Below are 18,786 nucleotides of genomic sequence, written 5' to 3' on the forward strand. Positions count from 1 at the left end.
AGCCGGCCGTGTTGAATCCGGATGAGACATAGGAATGCGACGGGGGGAATACAAATCCGACTTGCAGGATGAGAACACCGCCAGCGGCACCCGGCGGCGAACATTTGCGGGCCGATTTCCTTAGCCGGCTAGTTTTTCAGCGTTGCCGCCTCGGCCGCCAGTTTGGTGATTCCCGCCCAGTCCTCCCGCATCACCAACTCCTTCGGCGCCACCCATGACCCGCCGACGCAGACAACGTTCGGAAGCGACAGATAGTCCTTTGCATTGGCAAGCGAGATCCCGCCTGTCGGGCAGAACAGCGTCCCGGCAAGCGGCGACGAGAGGGCCTTCAGATAGGCCGCGCCACCCGCCTGTTCGGCCGGGAAGAATTTCAGCACTTTGTAGCCCTGCTCCCGCAGCGCCATGGCCTCGCTGGCCGTTGCGGCGCCCGGCAGGAGCGGCACCGGCGATTGCGCCGCAACATCCAGCAGTTCCCGTGTGGTGCCGGGGCTGACGATGAACTGGGAGCCTGCCTCGACGGCCTGGTCGAACTGGGCCGCGTTCAGGATGGTGCCGGCACCTGCGACGGCGCCCTCGACCTCGTTGGCCACAAGCCGAATCGCCTCCAGTGCGGCTGGAGTACGCAGCGTGATCTCGATCGCTTTCAGACCGCCGGCGACAAGAGCGCGCGCCAGCGGCACGGCACTGGCCGCGTCATCCACCACAAGAACCGGAACGACCGGCTGCAGGTTCAGCACGGTAAGGAGGTTTTCGGTTTTGCCGGACATGGGGCACCTCTTAAAACGATTGAATTTGCGGTGAATACTCCCTCGCTCCGTCGCTGTCGAGCAAAAAGGATTGGGCAGGTCGCGCACGCCATCCCGAGTCGCGCCCTTTCGCTCCTTGTCATGGACGTCCCGTCGTGTAGAGTTTTGTTGCCCGACTATCCACAATGCGAAAGCGAGTGGCATGGCGAAAGAGATCGAACGAAAGTTCCTTGTTTCCGGCGAGCACTGGCGGCATTTCGCCGACGCGGGTGTCGCCATCAAGCAGGGCTATCTTGTCGCTATGGACGATCGTTCGTTGCGCGTGCGCACCTATGACGACGGTCATGCCTGCCTGACGCTGAAGATTGGCAAGACCGCGCTTTCCCGTGACGAGTACGAATTCGACATCGACGCCGAGACCGCCACCGACATGCTTCACCATGCCGTCGGAACGGTCCTGGAGAAGGTCCGCTACGAGGTGGAGCATGAGGGGTTCACCTGGGAGGTTGACGAATATGGCGGGCGTTACAGCGGCCTCGTTGTTGCCGAAGTCGAACTCGACAGCGAGGCCGATCTGCCGAAAATCCCCGATTGGGTGGGACACGAGGTGACAGGCGACGACCGCTACTCGAACCAGGCAATGGCCCTGTCCGCAGCAACGACCGGACCCCTTGATGAGCCTCACTCTCAAAGCGGATAAGCCGCTCGACAGCGAAGTGCGACGGGTGGCATCCAGCTACCTGGTGCGGGCCAAGTCCGTGCTCGAAGCACAGCCGGACGGTCCCCACGAGGCCATCCATACCGCCCGCAAGCAGTTCAAGCGCGTCAGAAGCCTCTACCGGCTGGTCGCGACCGCAGACCGGGCGTTTCAGAAAAAGGAAAACGAACGGATCGGTGCGCTTGGCCGCCACCTCAGGGAAAGCCGGGATGCGACCTCGCTTGTGGAAACCGCGCACAGGCTTGTGGACGCGGCCTCCACGGCAGAGGAGCGCATGGCGGTGAACCGCATCCATCAGCGGCTCGTCGCCCGCCGCGACTCCGTCGCCAGCACCGCAACGACGGACGACCTGATCAGGGAGGCCATCGCCACCTGCGACGACGCCGAGGAGGCCGTCGCTCGCTTCCGCCTCGACGCAGGCCCGAAGCGGGCGGCTGACATTCTCGGCGAGGGATGGCGCAGGACAGGCAGGAAGGCCGCGGTTGCGCTTCGGCAGGCCAAGGCGACCGGCGCAGCCGACAGTTTTCATTCGCTGCGCAAGCGGACGCAGGACCGCTGGGTCCACTGCCTTTTCCTCACCGAGGCCTGGCCCGCTGCACTGTCCAGCACACGCCAGCATGCAAAGCACCTTGCGGCGCTTCTCGGCGAGAACCAGGATATCGCCCTGTTGTCCGACTTTGCCGATGCGCACCCGCACGAAATCGGCCCGCTGGACGACCTGGCGCATCTAACCGCCGTGATGACCGCCGAAGAAGCCCGAATGCGGGCGGAAGCCCTGCCCCTGGCGGCGATGCTGTTTCCACGGAACGCCAGGCAGGACGCCGAACACATCGTATTATTGTGGCGGCACGCTGCCTGAGCATGAGACTTGCCGCAGCCGTCCAATTGCGCCGCAGCGCACAAAGCTGTATTCCAGCGGCCATGACAGCCATCTCCCCCAGCATCCCGGATCCGAACGAGGCATCGTTCCTCGTTGCCGCCCTCTATCATTTCGTTTCCGTGCCGCGTTTTGCCGACCTGCGCGCGCCATTGCAGGCGCTGTGCGAGGACAATGGCGTGCGCGGGACGCTGCTGCTCGCCCATGAAGGCATCAACGGCACGATCGCCGGTCCCGAGGCCGGCATTCGCACCGTGCTCGCCTTCCTGCGCGCTCAGCCGGAATTCGCCGGGCTCGAGCACAAGGAAAGCGGCGCCGCCGAAATGCCGTTCCTGCGCATGAAGGTGCGCTTGAAGAGGGAAATCGTCACCATGGGGGTCGAGGACATTGACCCGAACCAGGTGGTCGGAACTTATGTTGCACCGAAGGACTGGAACGCGCTGATCTCCGATCCAGACACGATCCTCATCGATACGCGCAACGACTACGAGACCGCCATCGGCATCTTCAAGGGCGCGGTCGATCCGCAGACGAAGACGTTCCGCGAGTTCCCGGACTGGGTGCGCAACCACACCGGCCTGCACAACAAGCCGAAGATCGCCATGTACTGCACCGGCGGCATCCGCTGCGAGAAGGCGACCGCCTTCATGAAGGAGCAGGGCTTCGACGAGGTTTATCACCTCAAGGGCGGCATCCTGAAATATCTCGAGGAGGTGCCGGCCGAAGAGAGCCTGTGGGAGGGCGCCTGCTTCGTCTTCGACGAGCGCGTCTCGATCACCCATGGCCTCGAAGAGGGCGAACACACGCTCTGCCGCGCCTGCCGGCATCCGCTGACGGCGGAGGAGGTCACCGCGTCGACCTACGAAGCCGGAGTCTCCTGCCCGCATTGCTTCGCGAGCCGGACCGATGAGGACCGGGCGCGCTTCCGAGAGCGACAGAAGCAGATGGGCCTCGCCCGCAAGCGCGGCGAGCGGCACCTCGGCAAATAGCGACACATTCCCTTCGCCCATCACCGAGCGGCAAGGATCTTCGCCGGAATTCGCCCGGGGTCCGGACAACCGGCGCCCAATGCAGCGCCCTGATTGCTTGCCTCCACGTGGCCTGCGGACGTATTTTGTGCGTTTCGCCAGCCTGTCCCAGCGCGTGGTCGAGATGAGAGGCTTGGCGACAGAGGGAGGTTTGTCATGAGAACCGCATCGATATTTGCAGTCGGCTGGATCGGATTCTGCGCAATCGCCTCCTTTGCCCTGGCAGAGGGTGCGCACACGATGGTTGCTCCCAATGACATCAAGTGGGCTCCCGCCCCCAAAATGCTTCCCGCCGGCGCCGAAGCGGCGGTCCTGTTCGGCGATCCGACCAAGGAAGGCCTGTTCGCCCTTCGGCTGAAGGTGCCGGCGGGCTATGCGATCCCGCCCCACACGCATCCTGCCTATGAAGTGGTCACCGTCATATCCGGGGCGACCAACCTTGGGATGGGCGAAACCGCCGATCGGGGCGCCACCAAGGCACTGCCTGCTGGCAGTTTCTTCGCGCTGCCACCTGGCATGGCACACTACGTCTACTTCGACGAGGAGACGGTGGTTCAAGTCACCACCAACGGCCCGTGGGGCATCAAGTACGTCAATCCGGCGGACGATCCGTCAAACTAGGCAGCCGCAATATTGAAAAGCCGATCGCCCCGTCGCCGTGCGCGACGGGGCACCGGTGCATCAACGCCTAAATGATGAAAAGCGGCGGGGACGGCAGAGGCGCGGTTCGGACCGGATCGCGCCGGGTCCCCTTTGGAGGACAAGGAATGTCCGAGACGACTGTCAATGTCCGCTACATGGTCGATGACGTGGAAGCCGCAATCGCCTGGTATACGGCCCACCTTGGCTTTTCGCTTCTGTCGAACCACGCTCCGGCGTTCGCGGACGTGCGGCGCGGAGCCTTGCGGCTCCTGCTTAGCGGGCCGACGAGTTCGGCGGGGCGGCCGATGCCGGATGGCGAGCAGCCGCGACCCGGCGGCTGGAATCGTATCCACCTCATCGTTGACGACCTGCCGGCTGAGGTGGCGCGGCTGCGCGCTGCCAACGTCCGGTTCCGCAACGACATCGTCACCGGGCCCGGTGGCGCGCAGATCCTGCTGGTGGATCCGTCCGGCAACCTCGTCGAATTGTTTCAGCCGGCGCGCGGGTGATCCCACTGGAGTGGCGTCTGCGGCGTCCCGGAAACATCGATGCGGAGCGACTTTGCATGCTCGCACCCTGCATTGCGAACACCCGGAATAGATGTATCATCATCGCGCTCTTGGCTTGTTGTCGCGATGAACCTGCGATGCGCACTTCTTGTCTGCTGTGGTGTTCTGGTGGGAAGCACACCCGCCCGACCTGATCCGGTTGCCGTCGATCTTGAACTGGTTCTCGCCGTGGATGTCTCCTACTCAATGGAGATGCACGAACAGCAAATCCAGCGTCAAGGTTATGTCGACGCATTTCTTCAGCCGGAACTCATCAGCGCCTTGCAAAGCGGGCCGCTCGGCAGGATTGCCGTGACCTATGTCGAATGGGGCGGCTCCGCCGTCCAGGTCTTGCCCTGGACTCTGATCGACGGGCCAGGCGCTGCGGCTCAATTTGCAGAAGCTCTGCGCCGGCAGCCGATCCGACGAATTTCCTTCACCTCGATTTCCAACACCCTGATATTTGCGCGGCAACTCTTTCAAATCGGCCCGTTCCAGGGAACGCGGCGCGTCATCGACATATCCGGCGATGGCCCGAACAACGCTGGCGTTCCGGCACCCGTCGCGCGCAATTCGACTGTCGCCCAGGGCATCGTGATCGATGGCCTTCCCATCATGCTGATGCACCCGGATTCTGCATCGATACCGGACCTCGACGTCTACTATGAGGAGTGCGTAATCGGCGGAGACGGCGCCTTTTTATTGAAGGTGTCCGACGTCAGCCATTTTGCGGACGCGATTCTCCGCAAGCTCGTTGTCGAGATATTGGGGGCGGAGGTGAGCGAATTGCGGCCGATCGATTTGCCGCTGAGAAGGGTTGTTGACCGCCAAGGCTACAATTGTTTTGTGGGCGAAGAGATGCAGGAGCGCCGGATAGGGCAGTAGTCGTTCCCGTGCTTTCTCATTCCAGGCCGACCCCAGTTCATCGCGCCGGAAGGCGACAATGGTGGCAACTTCGCCGAACGCAGCGTTGCCGCTGCCGCAACCAGGATTAGCACAAAGGGCATATGCGGGACGCGTCGCACGTCCCCCATATCCTGTCCTTACGAAACACCTTGGCCCTTCCGGAAGAAAGAGCCGGCGATCAGACCTTCACCCAGGCGCCGTTCCTCTTCGAAGACTGCACGCAGGCATCAACGAACACCATGCCCTTTAGGCCGTCATCGACCGTCGGGTAGAGCACGGCCGGATCGACCTTCGCGGCCTTGCGCTTGGCGTAAATGGCGCGTGCAGCTTCCGAATAGATGTTGGCAAAACCTTCGAGATAGCCTTCCGGATGGCCTGACGGAACACGGCTGACGCGGGCGGCGTCTGCACCGGAGCCGGCACCGGCGCGGGTGATGAGACGCTTCGGTTCGCCGAAGGGCGTGTACCATAGGTAGTTCGGATCGGCCTGGACCCACTCGAGTCCGCCCTTGGTGCCGTAGACCCGCACCTTCAGGCCGTTCTCGTGGCCCGGCGCCACCTGGCTGCACCACAGCATGCCCTTGGCGCGCACGCCATCCTTCTCCGCAAAGCGCATCATCACATGGGCGTTGTCGTCGAGCTGGCGGCCCGGAACGAAGCTGTCGAGGTCGGCGGAAAGTTCCGCAAGCTCGAGGCCGGAGACGAAGCAACCGAGATTGTAGGCATGCGTGCCGATGTCGCCGGTCGAGCCGCCCGCACCCGATCTCGCCGGATCGGTTCGCCAGGCCGCCTGCTTCTGGCCGGTCTGCTCGATATTCTCCGTCAGCCAGTCCTGCGGGTACTCCATCTGCACCAGCCGCACCGGGCCGATCACCCCGTCCCGAACCATCTGCCGCGCCTGGCGCACCATCGGATAACCGGTGTAGTTGTGGGTGAGCACGAACAGCGCGTCGCTCTCGTCGGCGACCTTTTTCAGCTTTCTGGCGTCACCGAGCGTCGAGGTCAGCGGCTTGTCGCAGATGACATGGATGCCGCGCTTCAAAAATTCCTTCGCCGCCTCGTAGTGGACGTGGTTCGGGGTAACGATCGCAACCGCCTCGATGCCGTTCTTCAGCTTGGCTTCGCGGATCGCCATGTCCTTGAAGCTGCCGTAGCAGCGCGCCGGCTCGAGACCGAGTTCACGGCCCGAGGCGACGGATTTTTCCGGCGTCGACGACAACGCGCCAGCGACAAGCTCGTAGTGGTCGTCGAGCCGGGCTGCGATGCGGTGCACCGCGCCGATGAAGGCGCCCGATCCGCCGCCCACCATGCCGAGCCGGATCCGCGACTGCCGCGCCTCGCTCGTGCTTCCTTCAATTGCCATTGGGTTCCTCCTTGCCTTAACCCCCGCACGGGATTTGGAATATTGCGACTTTGCCTCTATATCGGTCCCCGTTTTGCGGAGCCCACGCCGATGAACAAGTAAGATCCGCCTCGATCGAGGCATCCATCACAAATCAAATGCGTACGCCTTCGGGCGGGCGCGCCATTCTTGTGTTGAGAGATCTTGCTCATGCCATTGCTTAATTCCACGCTTGCCCACCCGATCACCGCACCCGACGGCACTGTCATCAGGAACACCGTCTATCTCCGCAATGTCATCGACCACCCCAGGATCGAGGTCGGTGACTATTCCTATGCCAGCGATTTCAGCTGCCCCGACGACTGGGCCGCGACGCTCGCGCCCTATCTCTTTGATTTCAGCCAGGAGAAGCTCGTGATCGGCCGGTTCGTCCAGATCGCTCACGGCGTGCGCTTCATCACGAGTTCGGCGAACCATCCAATGGACGGCTTCACGACCTATCCCTTCCGCATCTTCAATCTCGCCGCGACCGGCGGCTATGCCGATCTTCCATTTAACGACACGGTGATCGGACACGACGTCTGGCTCGGCCACGGCGCGCAGGTCATGCCCGGCGTCACGATCGGTCCAGGCGCGATTGTCGCGGCTGGTGCAGTCGTCACGCGCGACGTCGAACCGTATACGATCGTCGGCGGCAATCCTGGCGCCCCCATCCGCAAGCGCTTCGGCGATGAGGTGATTTCGACCCTCCTTGACCTTGCCTGGTGGGACTGGGACCCCGAAAGGATCGAGCGCAACATCGCTGCGCTCGAAAGTGCCGATCTGGTTGCCCTACGCTCCGCCTGAGCTCAGATCCCCAGCATGCGCCGATTGGCCGCCTCGTCAGTGCCGGCACCGGCGAAGTCGTCGAAGGCCTTGTCGGTGACGCGGATGATATGGTGCCTGACGAACTCGGCGCCTTCGCGCGCGCCGTCCTCGGGATGCTTGAGCGCGCATTCCCATTCCACGACCGCCCAGCCGGCAAAATCGTTCGCAGCCATCTTCGAGAAGACCGCGCCGAAATCGACCTGGCCGTCGCCGAGCGAGCGGAAGCGCCCGGCCCGGTTAACCCAGCCCTGATAGCCGCCATAGACGCCCTGCCGGCCGGTCGGGTTGAACTCCGCATCCTTGACATGGAACATCCGGATGCGGTCCTTGTAGATGTCGATGTTGTCGAGATAGTCGAGGCACTGCAGCACGTAGTGCGACGGATCGTAGAGCATGCAGGCGCGCGCATGGTTGCCGGTGCGCTCCAAAAACATCTCGTAGCTGATGCCGTCGTGCAGGTCCTCGCCGGGATGGATCTCGTAGCAGACGTCGACGCCGCAGTCCTCGGCATGGTCGAGGATCGGCTTCCAGCGACGGGCGAGTTCGTCGAAGGCGGTCTCGACGAGCCCGGCGGGGCGCTGCGGCCACGGATAGACGAACGGCCAGGCGAGCGCGCCGGAGAACGTCGCATGTGCGCCGATACCGAGGTTCTTGGAAGCGGTCAGCGCCATCTTCACCTGTTCGACGGCCCAGGTCTGCCGCGCCTTCGGATTGCCGCGCACTTCGGGGGCGGCAAAGCCGTCGAAGGCCTCGTCGTAGGCCGGATGCACGGCGACGAGTTGTCCCTGCAGATGGGTGGAAAGCTCGGTCACCTCGACGCCGTTTTCGCGCGCCTTGCCGGTAAACTCGTCGCAGTAGGTTTTCGATTCCGCCGCCTTCTTCAAATCGATCAGCCGGCCGTCCCAGGACGGCACCTGCACGCCCTTGTAGCCGATATCGGCGGCCCATTTGGTGATCGAGTCCCAGGAGTTGAACGGCGCCGCGTCGCCGGCGAACTGGGCCAGAAACAGCGCCGGTCCCTTGATCGTCTTCATCTGATGTTTCCTCCCATCGCATGGACCGTCCCGTGGCCCCGCGTCCTGAAATTACCTGCCCGCCATCCCGCGCCCTGCGGCCCGAGTTCCCCCGCCGGGCAATGTCGATCGAAAATCGCCCGGGCCATTTCGGCCCGGGCGGTGTCATGCGGTCCGGATCAGAACGGCGAATCCGGGAAGTAGAAGTCCTTGGCATTGTCCTTGGTGATCAGCGTCGCATCAATCGTGTAGACGCCACGTACCGGCACCTGGCCATAGAAGTTGGCGACGGTCATCTCGAGTGCGGTGCCGACCATTGCCGGCGGATAGAGCACGTCGACCGGGATCATCTTGTCGCCGTCCATGACCTTCTTGACCATGTCCTTCGAGCCGGCACCGGCAACGACGTACTGGATGTCGGTGCGCTTGGCCTGGTCGATCGCCTGCAGCACGCCGACGGCCATGTCGTCGTCCTGGCACCAGACCACGTCAATCTTCGGGTACTTGGTCAGGTAGTCCTGCATGACCTTGAAGGCGTCGTCGCGGTTCCAGTTGCCGTACTGGCGGTCAAGAATCTTGACGTTCGAGCCTTCGATGCCCTTGTCGAAGCCGTCCTGGCGCTGCTGGTCGATCGGAATCGGCAGGCCGCGGATGACGACCACTTCGGCATCCGGCGTCGTCGCCTTGATGTACTCGCCGGCGGTCTGGCCGAGCGCTGGGTTATTGCCGGCGACATAGAGGTCGCGCACCGAATTGTCGTTGACGGACGGCGCGCGGTCGACGAGCGCGACGAACGTGCCCTTGCCCTTGACCTCCTTGATGGCGTTGACCAGCGGGTCTGGGTCGGTCGGCAGGATCACGAGCGCGTCGATGCCCTGCGTCTCGAGGTCCTGCACGGCGTTGGCCTGGCTGGCCGGATCCGGCGACGTCTTGACGATGACGTTGAGGCCGGGGTGCTGCTCCATCAGGAGCTTGGCGACGCGTTCGGCATGGAAGACGACGCCGGCCGTCCAACCGTGGTCGGCGGCGGGGATCGAGACGCCGATCGTCACGTTCTTGTCCTGGGCATGGCCGACGCCAGCCAAGGCCGCCACGGCCGCGACCGTCAGGGCCAGAAATTTCTTGCGCATTAGGTTCCTCCCAATATCAGGTCAGTCTCTTATGCCGGGAGACCTGTTGACCCGGCTCCTTCCTCGCAATTCCGGACGCACCGCTTCGCAGTTCCGCCGGAGTTGCTTGGTTTCACGACTTTCGCACCAGCGAGCGCTGGACGAGCATCGCAATGATGATGATCGCCCCCTGGATGGCGCCGATCAGGTATTCGCTGACGAAGTTCGACAACAGCATGATGTTGCCGACCAGCTCGAGGATGAAGGCACCGCAGATCGTGCCCCAGACCCGCCCGGCGCCGCCCTTCAGCGCCGTGCCGCCGACGACGACGGCGGTGATCGCCTGCAGTTCCCACAGGATGCCGGTGGTGGCCGAGGTGGAGCCGAGGCGCGGCACGTAGAGCAGGACGGCGACGGCGACGCACAGGCCCTGGATGACGAAGGCGACGGTGCGTACGCGGTTGACAGCGATGCCGGAATAGCGCGCCACGTCGCTGTTGGACCCGACGGCGACAACGTGCCGGCCATAGCGGGTGCGGTAGAGGACGAAAGCGGCAATTACCGTGACCGTCAGAATGACGACGATCGGCACCGGCACGCCGAGGATCGAGCCGAAATAGGCGGGCCGGTACATCTCCTGCAGCTGCGGCTCCTTCAGCGTGATCGCCCCGCCCTGGGACAGCCAGGTGGTCAGCCCTCGATAGATGCCCATCGTGCCGAGCGTGGCGATGAAGGGCTCGATCTTGCCGACCGTGGTGATCAGGCCGTTGGCAAGGCCGCAGGCGGCACCGGCCGCAATGGCGAAGGCGACCGCCGCCGCCAGCATCAGCGCCGGATCGGCGATGACGCCGGAGTTCATGAACAGGATCATCAGGCTGGCGATGAAGGCCACCATCGCGCCGACCGAAAGGTCGAGGTCGCCGGCGGAGATGACGAAGGTCGCGCCGACGGCGATGATGGCGATGAAGGCGCTGCGGGTGGCGACATTGGCAAGGTTATTGATGCCGATGAAATTCGGATTGACCAGGGCCCCGATAACCAGGAGCAAGGCCAGCGCGGCAAAGGGGGCCACGGCCCTCAGATCGACATCCCGCCAACTACGACGGCGGATGCCGCCCTGGCTGCTTTCCTCATTCACGCTCATGTCCAAGTCCAATCCTCCCGTCCCGCTCCCGCGGGAAATGTCTCTCGTTGCCGGCGCCTGCGGCGACGTTGTCGTCAGGCCGCAGCCTTCCTTTTCAGGCCGGCGGCATAGCGCATGATCTCGTGTTCAGTGATCTCGTCGCCCTCGAGCATGCCGACGATATGGCCCTCGCGCATCACCGCCACGCGGCTGCACAGACCGATGATTTCGGGCATTTCCGACGACACGACGATGATCGACCGGCCATCCCGCGCGAGCGCGGAAATGAAATGATAGATCTGCTGCTTGGTGCCGACGTCGATGCCGCGCGTCGGCTCGTCGATGATGATGATCTGCGGATCGGTCTCCATGACCTTGGCCAGCAGGAGCTTTTGCTGGTTGCCGCCGGACATGCGTCCGGCCACGACACTGGCGTCCCGCACGCGAATGTCGAAGCGGCGCCGCGCCTTGACGAGCGCGGCGGTCTCGCTGGCCGGATCGAGATAGCCGAGCTTGGTGTGACGCTCGAGCGACTGCAGGGTCAGGTTCGCCATCATGCCGGCGTTCAGAAGCAGCCCCTTGGCCTTGCGGTCCTTCGTCATATAGGCAAGGCCGCTCCGGTTGGCCGCGTGCACATCACCGGACGGAACGGGTTGGCCTTTCGCCAGAACCTCGCCGGAGTGGCGCGGCCTGAGGCCGACGATCGCCTCCATCAGCTCGGTCCGCCCCGAACCGATCATGCCGGAGAAGCCGAGGATCTCGCCCTTGCGGACCTCGAAGCTCGCATCGCGCACATAGCCGGTCGAAACCCCCTCGACCCGCAGCGCCACCTCCTCGTCCACATCAGGCTCGGTCTTCGCCGGATAGAGACTGGAGAGTTCGCGGCCGACCATCAGTTGGGCGATCGCCTCGCCATCGAGGATCGCCGTCGGCGATGTCTTGATCCACTGGCCATCGCGCAGGACGGTGATGCGGTCGGTCAGCTCCATCACCTCGTCGAGCTTGTGCGAGACGAAGACGAAGCTCGTGCCCTGCTCGCGCAGCTTCCGAACCTGACGGAACAGGAAGTTGGTTTCCTCGCGTGACAGCACGGCCGTCGGCTCGTCCATGATCACGACGCGCGCGTCGCGGCTGATCGCCTTGGCAATCTCGACCATCTGCTTCTCAGCAATCGACAGCGATCCGATCACCGCGTTCTCGTCCACATGCGAGCCGAGCAGGTCGAGCACGCGCCGCGTCTCGGTGCGCATGAACTTGCGGTCAAGCACGCCGAAGCGCGTCACCTCGCGGCCGAGGAAAAGGCTCTCGGTGACGGTCAGGTGGTCCGCGAGGTTGAATTCCTGGTGGATGATGACGATGCCGAGCGCTTCGGCGGCGCCGTTCGGCGGCAGCTTCACCGGCTGGCCATCGAGGAGGATCTCGCCGGAGGTGGGCTGCTCGAAACCGGAAAGGATTTTCACCAGCGTCGACTTGCCGGCGCCGTTCTCGCCCATCAGCGCGTGGATCTCGCCCTGACGCAGCTCGAAATCGACGCTGAACAGCACCTGCACGCCGCTGAACGACTTGCTGATGCGCCGCGCGGTCAGGACGACGGGAGCGCCGTCGACGACATCCGAAACCATGAAACCCTCCCGTGCGGTCTCCCCACCGCGCAGACTGATGTAAACCTTTACATCGCCAAATGTAAAGGTTTACATTGACGGTTGTACGGGGATTTTTGCGCAGTGGCGTTTGACCACCGGACAAGTCTGTGTAGTGTCGCCCGCAAAGCAGCCGAGGCAGAACGCAGTGTCGAATTCCTCCCCCGCAACAATCGAAGACGTCGCCCGGATCGCCGAAGTGTCGATCGCGACCGTCTCGCGGGCGATCCACACGCCGGAGAAGGTGGCGAAGTCGACACGGCTGAAAGTTGACCAGGCGATCGCGGTCACCGGCTACACCACCAACGCGATGGCCCGCAGCCTCAGGCTCGGTCGATCCAATATGATCCTGGTCGTGGCGCCCGACATCGGCGACCCGAACTTCTCCAACATCCTGGTCGGCCTGGAGAACGAGGCCCGCGCGCATGGCTACGGCGTCCTGATCGGCCATACGCAGAACGAGCCGCAGCGCGGTCTGGAATACCTGAAGTTCCTCAACTCCAACCAGGCGGCCGGTTTGATCCTGTTCACGGGCATCCTGCCCTTCGGTCACCGGGCCATGACGGCGCGCCTGCCGCCCTGTGTCGGCGTCTTCGAGCCGGTCTTCAACGGCGGCATTCCCTATGTGGGTGTCGACGACGTGGAGGGCGCGCGCAAGGCGGTCGATCTTTTGATCGCCGAAGGCCACCGAAAGATCGCCTTCATTGGCGATTCGCGCACGAAGCTCGCCCACACCCGCCGCCGCGCCGGCTATGAGGCCGGTCTCGATGCCGCCGGCGTGCCACCGCAGGGCCGGATCGTCATGGAGGGCGACGGCACGATCGAAAGCGGCCGCCTGGCGCTCGAGCAGCTTTTCATGCGCGACGACCTGCCGACCGCCTTCATGTGCGTCAACGACCAGACCGCGCTCGGTGTAACGATCGGCCTGAAGGCCCGCGGCTACGACATTCCCAGCGATTTCTCCGTCACCGGCTTCGACGACATCCCGCAAGCGAGCTTCATGACACCATCGTTGACCACGATCCGCCAACCCCGCACCGCCATCGGCAAGCGTGCCATGGCGCTGCTCCTGGAAATGCTGTCGGATGGAACGTCGGCGGAAACGGAGACCGAGATCCTGCTTCGGCCGGATCTCGTGGTGCGCAACTCGGTGGCGGCGCCGTCAAGGCAGCGGGCGGGACGTTGAGGCGTTCGCTCGGGTTCTGAAGGCACCTGCACGGCCAATGCCTCCCCTGCGAGCTAGCCGTGCTTGGCGCCGCCCGTCGACGAGGTGAGCCAGACCCCGAGAAGAGTGACGAACAGCCCGCCGAACATCGACACGGTGAGCGGCTCGGAAAACAGCGCCCAGGCCCATATCATCGTGACAGGCGGGCTGAGATAGATCGCGGCACTGACCTTGGCGGCCGGAAACAGGCGCAGGCTCATATAGTAGGTCGTGTAGCAGAGGAACGTCGCGACCAGCACGAGCCAGGCAATCCCGACCGCAAAGCCGCGGTCGGCCGGGGGCAGCAGCCCGCCCTGCGCATTGGCGACAACCCCGAACAGCACCGCGCCGGTCAGAAACTGGATGCAGAGGCTCTGGTGGATCGGCATCTTCAGCGTGCCAAAGCGCTTCTGGAGAACGGTCGCGAGCGCAAACACTGCCATCGAGGCGACCGTCACCACATAGGCCCACACCGGCGCGGTGCCGAGGCTCAGACTGTCGAACGACACGATCAGCACCCCGGCGATCGCGATTGCTGTGCCGGCCCATTGGCGCAGGCTCATCCGCTCGCCCAGGAGCGTGTGCGACAGGGCAGCGATCGCCAGCGGCACCAGATCCGAGATCAGCGCGACGAGACCCGTCGGCACCCGTTGCTCGATCGCCAAGGCGAATCCGCCCAGATACAGGAAGACAATCATCACGCCGAAGATCATCTGCACACCGACGGCCCCGAACGATATGCGCGGCCCGACGAGCAAAGCGAACGGCAGCAGGATGACCCCGGACAACAGGGTGCGCCAGAAGAGCACCAGCATCACACCTGCCTGTTCGCTGGCGTAGCGGATTCCGACGAACCCCGAACTCCAACCCACAACCAGGACGGTAGCCAGAAGCGGCCAAAGAAGGCGGTGGCCAGAAACAGGGGAGGATGCAGCAGTCGTGTCAGCCATGGTCGCCCGGAACGTGGTTCAGTGTGATGACGGTCCCGGCCGAATACGCGCAAACCCGGACGAGATCACATGACAAATTTCGATCATGCAATGAATGCTCAACGAAATCTGGATTGAAGACTGTATGCGGCCGCCAAGATTTGTCATTCTGGCCGCAGTTGATTTTGCTGGACAGGAACCATGACCGAACTGAACGCCAGGCGTCTGGATGTCGACGCGCTTCGGGCTCTCCAGGCTATCCGGCTTCACGGTGGCGTCACGCGCGCGGCGGCGGCCCTGAGGCTGTCGCAATCGGCCGTCAGCCACAAGATAAGGCGACTGGAAGCCAATATCGGCTGCGAACTGCTCAGCCGAAAACCGGACGCTCCGCTGTTCACGGAACTGGGCGAGGAACTGCTGGACTATGCCGAACGCATTTTGAGCCTGCACGACGAAGCGCTTCTCAGCCTGTCCAAGAGTTCGCTTGCGGGGAGAATTACGCTCGGCATGACCGAGGATACGACCTGCACCGACCTTTCGCGCATCCTGGGCCGGTTTCGCCGGCTGCATCCGGAAGTGTCGGTCAGGGCGCAGGTAAAGATGAGCCTGACGCTTCGATCCATGCTGGACGACGGACGGCTCGATGCCGCCATCATCCAGGTGTTTGCGCATGAAGTTCGCCCCTCGGACGTGGTGCTGTTTCGCGAGGACCTCCACTGGGTGAAGTCGCCGGAGCTTTCCTTGCCGGACGCCGGCCCGATACCCTTCCTGTCGTTCGATGACGCGTGCTTCTACCGGCAATGGGCGTTCGAGATCGCAAAAGACAGCGACTTGGTTTTCGAGACCGTGCTGGAGTGCACGAGTGCTGCGGGGATCGTGGCAGGCGTCGCCTCAGGGCTCGGCGTCGCCATCGTCAGCAGCCGCCATCTCTCTCAGGAGATGGAACGCGTTGCCGGCCGGCTGCCGCAGCCACCATCGGTCGCCTACGTCGTGCGACGCGCCCGAAAATCCCGCAATCCCGCCCTGGATGTCCTCATCGCAGAAATCAAACGCGAGACCGACCGCTACGGCTGCCTGAGGATCGGGCCTGACGTAGCGGTCGACACCGCCCAGCTCAGACGTAGCGGTTGACCACGTTCTCCAGCAATTCCTGCCTGCCGGAGCGCGGCTTTGGGTTGAGGTCGGATTTCAGCACCCAGGCCTCGATCTCCTCGAGGGAGAAGCCGCCGTCGAGCATCTTCTTCGCTTCCGGCACGCTCCAGCCGGCGTAGCGCTCCTCGAGCGGCTTCGACAGCGCCTTGTCCTCGATCATCCTTGCCGCCGCCTTCAGGCCGCGGGCGCAGCAGTCCATGCCGCCGATATGGGCGATCAGCAAATCCTCCGGATCGATCGACTGGCGGCGCAACTTGGCGTCGAAATTGGTGCCGCCGGTCCTGAAACCGCCTCCGGCCAGCACCTGGTAATAGGCCAGCGCCATCTCCGGCACGTTGTTCGGGAACTGGTCAGTGTCCCAGCCGGATTGGTAGTCGTTGCGGTTCATGTCGATCGAGCCGAAGATGCCGAGCGCGTTGGCCAGCGCCAGCTCGTGCTCGAAGGAATGGTTCGCGAGGATCGCGTGGCCCTGCTCGATATTGACCTTCACCTCGTTCTCCAGCCCGTACTTCTTCAGGAAGCCATAGACGGTGGCGACGTCGAAATCATACTGGTGCTTGGTCGGCTCCTGCGGCTTCGGTTCGATCAGGATCGTGCCCGTAAAGCCGATCTTGTGCTTGTACTCGACGACGAGGTTGACGAAGCGGCCGAGTTGGTCGAGCTCGCGCTTCATGTCGGTGTTGAGCAGCGTCTCGTAGCCCTCGCGCCCGCCCCAGAGCACGTAGTTCTGGCCGCCGAGCCGCTTTGTGGCGTCGATGCAGGTCTTTACCGTCGCCGCCGCGAACGCGAAGACGTCCGGGTCCGGATTGGTCGCGGCCCCGCCCATGTAGCGGCGGTTGGAGAACAGGTTCGCCGTGCCCCACAGCAGCTTGACGCCGGTCTCCGCCTGCTTCTTTTCGAAATGGTCGACGATCTCGTTGAGGTTCTTCGTGTTCTCGGCGAAGCTCTTGCCCTCCGGCCGCACGTCGGCGTCGTGGAAGCAGTAGAAGGGCACGCCGAGCAGCTGGAAGAACTCGAAGGCGACGTCGGCCTTGAGCTTCGCTGCGTCCATCGAGTCCTTGAACCACGGCCGCTCGAAGGTCTGCCCGCCGAACGGATCACCGCCCGGCCAGACGAAACTGTGCCAGTAGGCGACGGCAAAGCGCAGATGATCCTCCATGCGCTTGCCGAGCACGACTTCGTCCTTGTCGTAGTGGCGGAAGCCCAGCGGATTGGTGCTCTCCGAGCCTTCGTATTTCACCTTGGCGATGTCGCCGAAAAAGCCGGTGCTCATGGGTGTCTCCTCCTTGAATAACTGAACCTGGTTGCAGCGGACGCCCCTCATCCCGCTGCCGCGACCTTCTCACCGCGAGCGGGGAGAAGGGATATGCCGCGTCCCTCACCTTCTGGAGACGATCCGTCTCATCAGGGACGCTCCGCGTGCCACGTCCCCTCTCCCCGCCTGCGGGGCGAGGGTTAGGGTGAGGGGCAAACCCCGCCTTCAAACCATCGCATCGCGGATCGCCGGGTAGAGACGGCGGTAGCGCTCGTAAGCCGTCTCATACGCGCTGCTCAGCGCCGCGTCTGGCTCGACCGTCTCGGCCGTCGAAGGCGGCGTGCAGATTGCCACCGGATCGCTTCCCGTCGCCGCGATCAGCCCGAGCCGCGCCGCCCCGAAGGCAGCGCCGAAATCGCCGTCGGCCGGCACGTCCACTGGCAGTGACAGCGCGGTGGCGATCGACTTCAGCCAGTAGCGCGAGCGCGAGCCGCCGCCGATCGCGGTGACGCGCGTCAGTTCCGTGCCGGCAAGCCGCAGCGCTTCGAGGCTGTCGCGGATCGCGAACGAAACGCCTTCCAGCACCGCCTGCGTCAGCGCCGCGCGGTCGCTCTCGTGACCGAGACCCGCGAAGGCGCCGCGGATTGTAGCGTCATTGTGCGGCGTGCGTTCGCCGGACAGATAGGGCAGGAAGGTGACGCCAGAGGGTCGCTTCAACGTCTCGCCGAGTTCGGCGGTGAGTTCGGCGGCGCTCACGCCGGTGACGCGGGCATGCCAGTTCAGCGCGTCGGTGGCCGACAGGATCACGCCCATCTGGTGCCAGGTGTTCGGCAGCGCATGGCAGAAGGCGTGCACGGCGCTTTCCGGGTTCGGCAGATAGCGCCCGTTCGCGGCAAACAGCACGCCCGAGGTGCCGAGCGAGACGAACGCGGCGCCATCCCGCACCGTGCCCATGCCGCATGCCGACGCCGCATTGTCCCCTGCTCCGCCGGCGACGACGACGCCCGCGCCGAGGCCCCAGCGCGCGGCGAGTTCGGCGCGAAGCGTGCCGGCGCTGTCGGTGCCCTCGACAAGGCTCGGCATCTGCCGCTCCTCGAGCCCGGTTGCAGCGAGGAGCTCGGGCGACCATTTTCGCCCGCCCGTATCCAGCCAGGAGGTGCCGGCGGAATCAGACATTTCCGACATGTGCTCGCCGGTAAGCCACAGGCGCAGGTAATCCTTCGGCAGCAGGACCCGGCCAACCTTGGCAAAGATTTCCGGCTCGTTGTTCTTCACCCATACGAGTTTTGGGGCCGTGAAGCCGGGAAAGACGATATTGCCGGTGATGGCGCGGAAGCGCGGATCGGCATCGAGCGCCGCCGCCTCGCGATGGCTGCGGGTGTCGTTCCACAGGATGCAGGGGCGCAGCACCCGGTCGTTGTCGTCGAGCAACGTCGCGCCGTGCATCTGGCCGGAGAGGCCGATACCGCGCACGGTGGCAAGCTCGGCCGGGTGGGCGGCCCTAAGGGCATCGAGCGCCTCTTCGGCGGCGGCGATCCAGTCGGCCGGATCCTGTTCCGACCAGCCCGGGTGCGGGCGCGAGACGTCGAGCGCGCCGCTGGCCGAGCCGACAATCCGCTGGTCGGCATCGATCAGCATCGCCTTTACGCCCGACGTTCCAAGGTCGATTCCGAGATACATGGCAGGC

Annotated in this window: 18 protein-coding genes; 9 read left to right on the top strand and 9 right to left on the bottom strand. The window is 64.1% G+C overall.

The window, feature by feature from the left end; genetic code table 11:
- Window positions 1-128: 128 nt before the first annotated feature.
- Window positions 129-767 (bottom strand): 2-dehydro-3-deoxy-phosphogluconate aldolase, encoded by a 639-nt coding sequence (locus J2Y48_RS15950; RefSeq protein ID WP_310419936.1) that lies wholly within the window; start codon window positions 765-767, stop codon window positions 129-131.
- A 181-nt stretch (window positions 768-948) separates the two neighbouring features.
- Between J2Y48_RS15950 and J2Y48_RS15955 the strand changes: the two genes are divergently transcribed.
- The 6 genes from J2Y48_RS15955 (at window position 949) to J2Y48_RS15980 (ending at window position 5,444) form a co-directional block, all read left to right on the top strand.
- Window positions 949-1,446: a CYTH domain-containing protein gene (locus J2Y48_RS15955; protein ID WP_310419938.1), complete on the top strand. Its 498-nt coding sequence runs from the start codon at window positions 949-951 to the stop codon at window positions 1,444-1,446.
- Window positions 1,421-2,323, top strand: a complete 903-nt coding sequence (locus J2Y48_RS15960; protein WP_310419940.1) for a CHAD domain-containing protein — start codon at window positions 1,421-1,423, stop codon at window positions 2,321-2,323. Before J2Y48_RS15955 ends, J2Y48_RS15960 begins: the two co-directional genes overlap by 26 nt.
- Window positions 2,324-2,385: 62 nt before the next feature.
- The gene (locus J2Y48_RS15965; protein ID WP_310419942.1) at window positions 2,386-3,330 is read left to right on the top strand and encodes a rhodanese-related sulfurtransferase; all 945 of its coding nucleotides are present in this window, start codon (window positions 2,386-2,388) and stop codon (window positions 3,328-3,330) included.
- Window positions 3,331-3,525: 195 nt separating this feature from the next.
- Window positions 3,526-3,990 (top strand): cupin domain-containing protein, encoded by a 465-nt coding sequence (locus J2Y48_RS15970; protein WP_310419944.1) that lies wholly within the window; start codon window positions 3,526-3,528, stop codon window positions 3,988-3,990.
- A gap of 146 nt (window positions 3,991-4,136) precedes the next feature.
- Window positions 4,137-4,520: a VOC family protein gene (locus J2Y48_RS15975; RefSeq protein ID WP_310419946.1), complete on the top strand. Its 384-nt coding sequence runs from the start codon at window positions 4,137-4,139 to the stop codon at window positions 4,518-4,520.
- 168 nt (window positions 4,521-4,688) lie between these two features.
- Window positions 4,689-5,444 (top strand): DUF1194 domain-containing protein, encoded by a 756-nt coding sequence (locus J2Y48_RS15980; protein WP_310419948.1) that lies wholly within the window; start codon window positions 4,689-4,691, stop codon window positions 5,442-5,444.
- Between the two features lie 199 nt (window positions 5,445-5,643).
- Here J2Y48_RS15980 and J2Y48_RS15985 read toward each other — a convergent pair whose 3' ends face one another.
- Window positions 5,644-6,828, bottom strand: coding sequence for a Gfo/Idh/MocA family oxidoreductase (locus J2Y48_RS15985; RefSeq protein WP_310419950.1), 1,185 nt, complete (start codon window positions 6,826-6,828; stop codon window positions 5,644-5,646).
- Between the two features lie 189 nt (window positions 6,829-7,017).
- On the opposite strand from J2Y48_RS15985, the gene J2Y48_RS15990 reads away from it, so the two are divergent.
- On the top strand, window positions 7,018-7,653 hold the full coding sequence (locus J2Y48_RS15990; RefSeq protein ID WP_310419952.1) for a CatB-related O-acetyltransferase: 636 nt from the start codon (window positions 7,018-7,020) through the stop codon (window positions 7,651-7,653).
- Between the two features lie 2 nt (window positions 7,654-7,655).
- On the opposite strand, the gene J2Y48_RS15995 is transcribed toward J2Y48_RS15990, so the two are convergent.
- From J2Y48_RS15995 to J2Y48_RS16010, 4 genes are all read right to left on the bottom strand, one after another.
- Window positions 7,656-8,708 (bottom strand): sugar phosphate isomerase/epimerase, encoded by a 1,053-nt coding sequence (locus J2Y48_RS15995; protein WP_310419954.1) that lies wholly within the window; start codon window positions 8,706-8,708, stop codon window positions 7,656-7,658.
- A gap of 158 nt (window positions 8,709-8,866) precedes the next feature.
- Window positions 8,867-9,817, bottom strand: coding sequence for a substrate-binding domain-containing protein (locus tag J2Y48_RS16000; protein ID WP_310419957.1), 951 nt, complete (start codon window positions 9,815-9,817; stop codon window positions 8,867-8,869).
- A gap of 112 nt (window positions 9,818-9,929) precedes the next feature.
- Window positions 9,930-10,940, bottom strand: coding sequence for an ABC transporter permease (locus J2Y48_RS16005; RefSeq protein ID WP_310419959.1), 1,011 nt, complete (start codon window positions 10,938-10,940; stop codon window positions 9,930-9,932).
- Window positions 10,941-11,014: 74 nt separating this feature from the next.
- Window positions 11,015-12,541, bottom strand: a complete 1,527-nt coding sequence (locus tag J2Y48_RS16010) for a sugar ABC transporter ATP-binding protein (RefSeq protein ID WP_310419961.1) — start codon at window positions 12,539-12,541, stop codon at window positions 11,015-11,017.
- 166 nt (window positions 12,542-12,707) lie between these two features.
- Here J2Y48_RS16010 and J2Y48_RS16015 point away from each other — a divergent pair, with 166 nt between their 5' ends.
- Window positions 12,708-13,745 carry a LacI family DNA-binding transcriptional regulator gene (locus tag J2Y48_RS16015; RefSeq protein WP_310419963.1) on the top strand — a complete coding sequence of 346 codons (1,038 nt, stop codon included), beginning with the start codon at window positions 12,708-12,710 and terminating at the stop codon, window positions 13,743-13,745.
- A 53-nt stretch (window positions 13,746-13,798) separates the two neighbouring features.
- On the opposite strand, the gene J2Y48_RS16020 is transcribed toward J2Y48_RS16015, so the two are convergent.
- Window positions 13,799-14,713 carry a DMT family transporter gene (locus J2Y48_RS16020; protein ID WP_310419965.1) on the bottom strand — a complete coding sequence of 305 codons (915 nt, stop codon included), beginning with the start codon at window positions 14,711-14,713 and terminating at the stop codon, window positions 13,799-13,801.
- A 180-nt stretch (window positions 14,714-14,893) separates the two neighbouring features.
- On the opposite strand from J2Y48_RS16020, the gene J2Y48_RS16025 reads away from it, so the two are divergent.
- Complete coding sequence (locus J2Y48_RS16025) at window positions 14,894-15,823, top strand: LysR family transcriptional regulator (RefSeq protein ID WP_310419967.1); 930 nt, start codon at window positions 14,894-14,896, stop codon at window positions 15,821-15,823.
- Here the strand turns inward: J2Y48_RS16025 and xylA are convergent.
- Complete coding sequence (xylA, locus tag J2Y48_RS16030) at window positions 15,807-17,117, bottom strand: xylose isomerase (protein ID WP_310419970.1); 1,311 nt, start codon at window positions 17,115-17,117, stop codon at window positions 15,807-15,809. The genes J2Y48_RS16025 and xylA overlap by 17 nt on opposite strands.
- A gap of 207 nt (window positions 17,118-17,324) precedes the next feature.
- Window positions 17,325-18,779 (bottom strand): xylulokinase, encoded by a 1,455-nt coding sequence (gene xylB, locus J2Y48_RS16035; RefSeq protein ID WP_310419972.1) that lies wholly within the window; start codon window positions 18,777-18,779, stop codon window positions 17,325-17,327.
- Window positions 18,780-18,786 lie beyond the last annotated feature (7 nt).

The sequence above is a fragment of the Mycoplana sp. BE70 genome (genome assembly GCF_031455855.1).
Taxonomy (GTDB): domain Bacteria; phylum Pseudomonadota; class Alphaproteobacteria; order Rhizobiales; family Rhizobiaceae; genus Mycoplana.